This is a genomic window from Bradyrhizobium sp. UFLA01-814 (assembly GCF_046718885.1).
Taxonomy (GTDB): domain Bacteria; phylum Pseudomonadota; class Alphaproteobacteria; order Rhizobiales; family Xanthobacteraceae; genus Bradyrhizobium; species Bradyrhizobium elkanii.
Map to the genome: position 1 here is coordinate 1 of NZ_JAQOSR010000320.1, position 4,218 is coordinate 4,218.

Genomic DNA, 4,218 nt, shown 5'->3' on the forward strand with positions numbered 1-4,218 from the left:
ACACCTAGCTCTTTGGCCGTCCGGTGCATCATCGGAAATGCTCTGTACATCGTTTCGAATGCATGGCGGACCTGCCCGCTGGGTCGGAAGCGAGAGTTATCGCGGAGCAACAAATCCTGGACATGCAAGAGCAGCTGATCCGGCGCCATGCCCTCGATCGGATAGGCATCGACCGCGTCGCGTACGCTTGCGGCCCAGTCGATCAGTCCTTGGAAACGAGACACCTCGCTTTGCGGCCCACGCCATAGGCGCTCGATGCCCTTGAAGCGAGGCCTTATGTTCTCGATTTCGCGCAGCAGGACGGCAAGATCCTGCAGCACTACGAGGTCTCGGCCGATATCGTCGGGTATCTCGCCCGAGCAGTATGGTTTCAGTGCCAGTCTGACCTTCTTTTTCCGGCCGCTTCGCACGACGAAGTTCGACGCACTCGCATCCATCCACTCACGCTCGAGCGATTGCACGTCAAGCAATGCAGCTCTGAGATCGTAACGGTCAGAGAGTTCCGAGGTCTTTTCGGTCACTCGGCCCACAACGTCTGCAAGATCGTACAGTGCATTCACACGTTCTGGTGCGTCGGCGGAGAGCAAAAGCGCGCCGTCTGCGGCATCGGCGTGCAGCATCAGTGAGACGAGCTTGATCAGTTGCGGCAGGAGAGCATCGTCGCTGGCGTTGCCGTCGAGCCCGACCGACGACACCAGATCGTCGGCGGCGGCCCTTACTTCATGCAACGCGAGATGGAGGCGCTCGACCAATTGCTGAAGTGACTGCACCCAGGCCGGGCTCCAGCGGGTCTGCTCGATGCCCTTGAGCGGATGGTCGACGGGATCGCCGATGGCCTCGAGCGCAGTGCGGATATCTGCGCAAATCTCGCGCATCCTCGCGAGGTCTTCGGGGGAGTGCATCGCCCCAGCGGGCCATGTCAGTCCGACATCCGGAAACCGTTCGCGATCGGCGACGACGCGTCCGAAGGCTTCGTAGGCCGTCATCCCGTTGGGACGACGCCGGTGCAGCGCGGAAACAAGCTTGTTCAGTTGGTCGCGCCGCCGCTTCAGTTCGCTGGCGGCAGCGGACCAATGCTCTTCGGTAACAACATTGCGTTCACGCCAGGCGGTGGCGAGCTGCTCGAGCACGCTCGACTTCTGAGCCTTCGTCGAATGGACCTCGAGACAGTAATTGCCCAGGCCGATCGCCTGCATGCGCTGCCTCACGACTTCCAGCGCCGCCGTCTTCTGCGACACGAACAGCACTGTCTTCTGGTGGGCAAGGCAATTGGTGATCATGTTCGCGATCGTCTGGCTCTTGCCTGTACCCGGCGGGCCGAACAGCACGAAATCGCCCCCGCGCTGCGCGGCCAGAACGGCGGCGACCTGCGAGGAATCGGCCGACAACGGCGTAAAGAGGTCAGCCGGATCTACGATCTGGTCGATCGTGTTCTCGGCGACGAAGGCGGCTCCCGATCCGTCATAGGTGTGGGTAGGGGTGTCTATCAAATGGCGGACGACGGGATTCCGCTTCAGGATATCGGAGCGGTCGACGAGATCCTTCCACATCAGGTACTTCGTGAAGGACAGTGTCGCGAGAACGACCTGCTCGGTGACCTCCCAGCCTTTGATACTCTTGATATGGCGTCTGATCGTCTTCCAGATCCCCGCGACATCGACACCTGTGGTGTCCTGCGGCAACTCTCCTTCAAGCTCGGGCATCGACAGGTCGTGATCCTGCTTTAGCATCTGCAGCAATGTCGGATTGAACCGCGCTTCATCTTCGTGCAGCGCCAGCCGGAAGCCAGAACGCACACTTTTGCGCTCAAGCTGAACCGGAACGAGGATCAACGGTGCGCGGTAGGGCCCGGCGCCCTCCTGCGGTGTCCACTTCAGGAAGCCGAGGCACAGGTACAGGATATTTGCGCCTCCTTCCTCAAAAGCGAGGCGGGAGGCCCGGTAGAGATCGGTGAGGCGTCCCTCAAGGTCGGCCTCCAGAACGGCGGTGTGCAATTCGCTGCGGGCCATGGCCTCTCTAATGAAATCCTGGCGCGCGTCGTCGTGCCGCCGCTGCGCGAGCAGGGTGGCGTCGCGCCCGTCGGTGCCGTCGAGCACGGTCGCTCTGCCGAGCAGTTTGAAGCGGTCTCCGCCGGAAAGCTTATCCTCGAGCATCGCCGCATCGGGGCAATCGATCGAGATGGTGGATTTCGTGTCCTTGAAGTTCAGCAGGCGGTTCTTCAGTGTGAGGTCTAGGAGGTTGCGCTTCCATATCTCGAGGCGATCCAGGTTCCGCTCGGAAATGGGTTCGCGTGGCTTGTCGAGATCCTCCTCGAATTTCGGAACATCACCGACTTCCTGGGCGATGGAAGGTGCGCCAGCCGGTGTGATGGTCGGCTCGCCGGAACCGGAGAGGTCGAGCGGCCGAATCTTGGCACTCCGCGCGCGCCTGACGTCGATGGCAAGTTCGAACGGTGATGTTGTGTCTTCGGCGATTAGTTTTGCGCCGGCATCGACGGCTTGCTTGAAGCGTCCTGGATGCGCTCCGGTGAGGAGTGTCGTCTCGACCAGCACCATCTCCTCGAGCTGCACGCGCTTGCGCAGCATCTGCGGGTCATCGATCACTAGGCTCGAGAAGTCCTCATCCACAAGCCACACGCCAACGAAAGCATGGCCTTCGGTCAGGACGAGCACCGGATTGAGGCCGGCTTGTTCGAGACAGGACGCATAGAGAAGAGTGAGATCCAGGCAGGTGCCGACCTTGCGAGCAAGGATTTCGCTCGGTCCACGAATCTGCTGGCCTGAACGTTCGAAACTCTTCGGTGGAAGAACGTAGGCGATCGAGTGAGAAACTAGTGCCGCCCAAAGAGCATCGGCGATCTCCCAGGCCCTGGCCTTGGTCTTCTTGCGATAGCCGTCCATCGCATCGTCCCGTCCGGCCGCGGCGAGCTTGCCCGAGGCTTCCCGCAGGATGACGTCGACGCTGGGATCGGTGGGTCTGACGAAGGCAGCCAACAATTCGGGCGCGGCATTGACGCCGCCCCAGTGCGACGGTGGCAGCAGATTGAGCTCGATAGCGTTCTCGACAAGGGTCTCGCCAGCCGCTTCTACACGAATGCGCAGCTGGGCCCGCCGCGACGCATTGATGCCAACAAGGAACGCCGGATCCAGCTTCAGGTCCAAGCTACGGATATGATGAGTCGCCCCGTTCTCAACTCGTTCAATCCGCCAGACCCCCGGCGTCATGAACGCGGGCTCCGACGCGAGGTGCACCAAAAGCTCCCTCAGGTCGCGGCCTTCACCATTTTCGAGCGCCAGTTCGCGGATAATCGGAACTGCGTTCTGATAAAAGGCAACATTGATGTTGTCCGCGGCGGTGCAAACTACCTTCAGCGTTCCCGCCGCCGATCCCTCAGCCCGTGTCTGCTCCAACCTCTGCCCCAAAATGCTAAGTTACAAAAAAACGTCTCAGGATTGATAAAATGCGCGAAGCTGAACCGCGTACGCCCCTCGGCATGCTGCGCACGAATGTCTTCACGCAATTAGCAATATAGGCCAGGTCACTTCTGCAATTCGAGCGTATTCCGGAGTTGTGCATCGGAAAATGGAATAATGCGCTCTGTCGGGAATGCGCCCGCCGAGGGCTATAGGCAGGTGCTAGCCTCGCGAGCGGAAGTGCGCTTCACAGCAGCAAAATCAACAGATTAGAAGATATTCTGTACGTTCTGGACGTTGGTTCCGGGAAGTGCGCTGTCAGGCGGCTAACCTAGGAAGCGGGCATTCGATCAACTACACGAATCGGTGGTTGCGAGCCCTCGATTTGAACTTGCTCCTGGGCGCCGATCGCGACCAACTTCATCAGATGCCGCGCCTATCTTCCCTCGAAGGGAGCGCTCTGGACGCTCTTGTTTGGCGTCAGCGATTGGCTTGTGCAAGCCCGACTGCGACAATTCGAGGGAAGAGCTGGCCTCGTCTGTCATCGAGAACGATGGCGCACCCGACACGATTCGAACGTGTGACCTTTGCCTTCGGAGGATACAACGGTTCTCTGCTGCCAACCGCGGAACGACTTGTTCTATCAATCGGTGTTGCGAGCTCCCGCAACCACTCAAATTTGCGAAGGAAGAGTCCTAGCCAACGCCAGTACGTGATTTTGACCTGCTCAGTAACATTCAAGGCGTAGTTGAGTCGCGTACGAAAGCCCATAGCGCCGCCAAGCCTAAGACGATTGGCGCTTGCT

At 59.9% G+C, this 4,218-nt stretch carries 1 protein-coding gene and 1 tRNA gene; both read right to left on the reverse strand.

Annotated features, from left to right (window positions below):
* On the reverse strand, nucleotides 1-3,410 hold a 3,410-nt coding region (locus tag PMN64_RS42270; protein ID WP_411785040.1), incomplete at its 3' end, for a DUF4011 domain-containing protein.
* A gap of 557 nt (nucleotides 3,411-3,967) precedes the next feature.
* Nucleotides 3,968-4,048, reverse strand: a tRNA-OTHER gene (locus PMN64_RS42275).
* Nucleotides 4,049-4,218 lie beyond the last annotated feature (170 nt).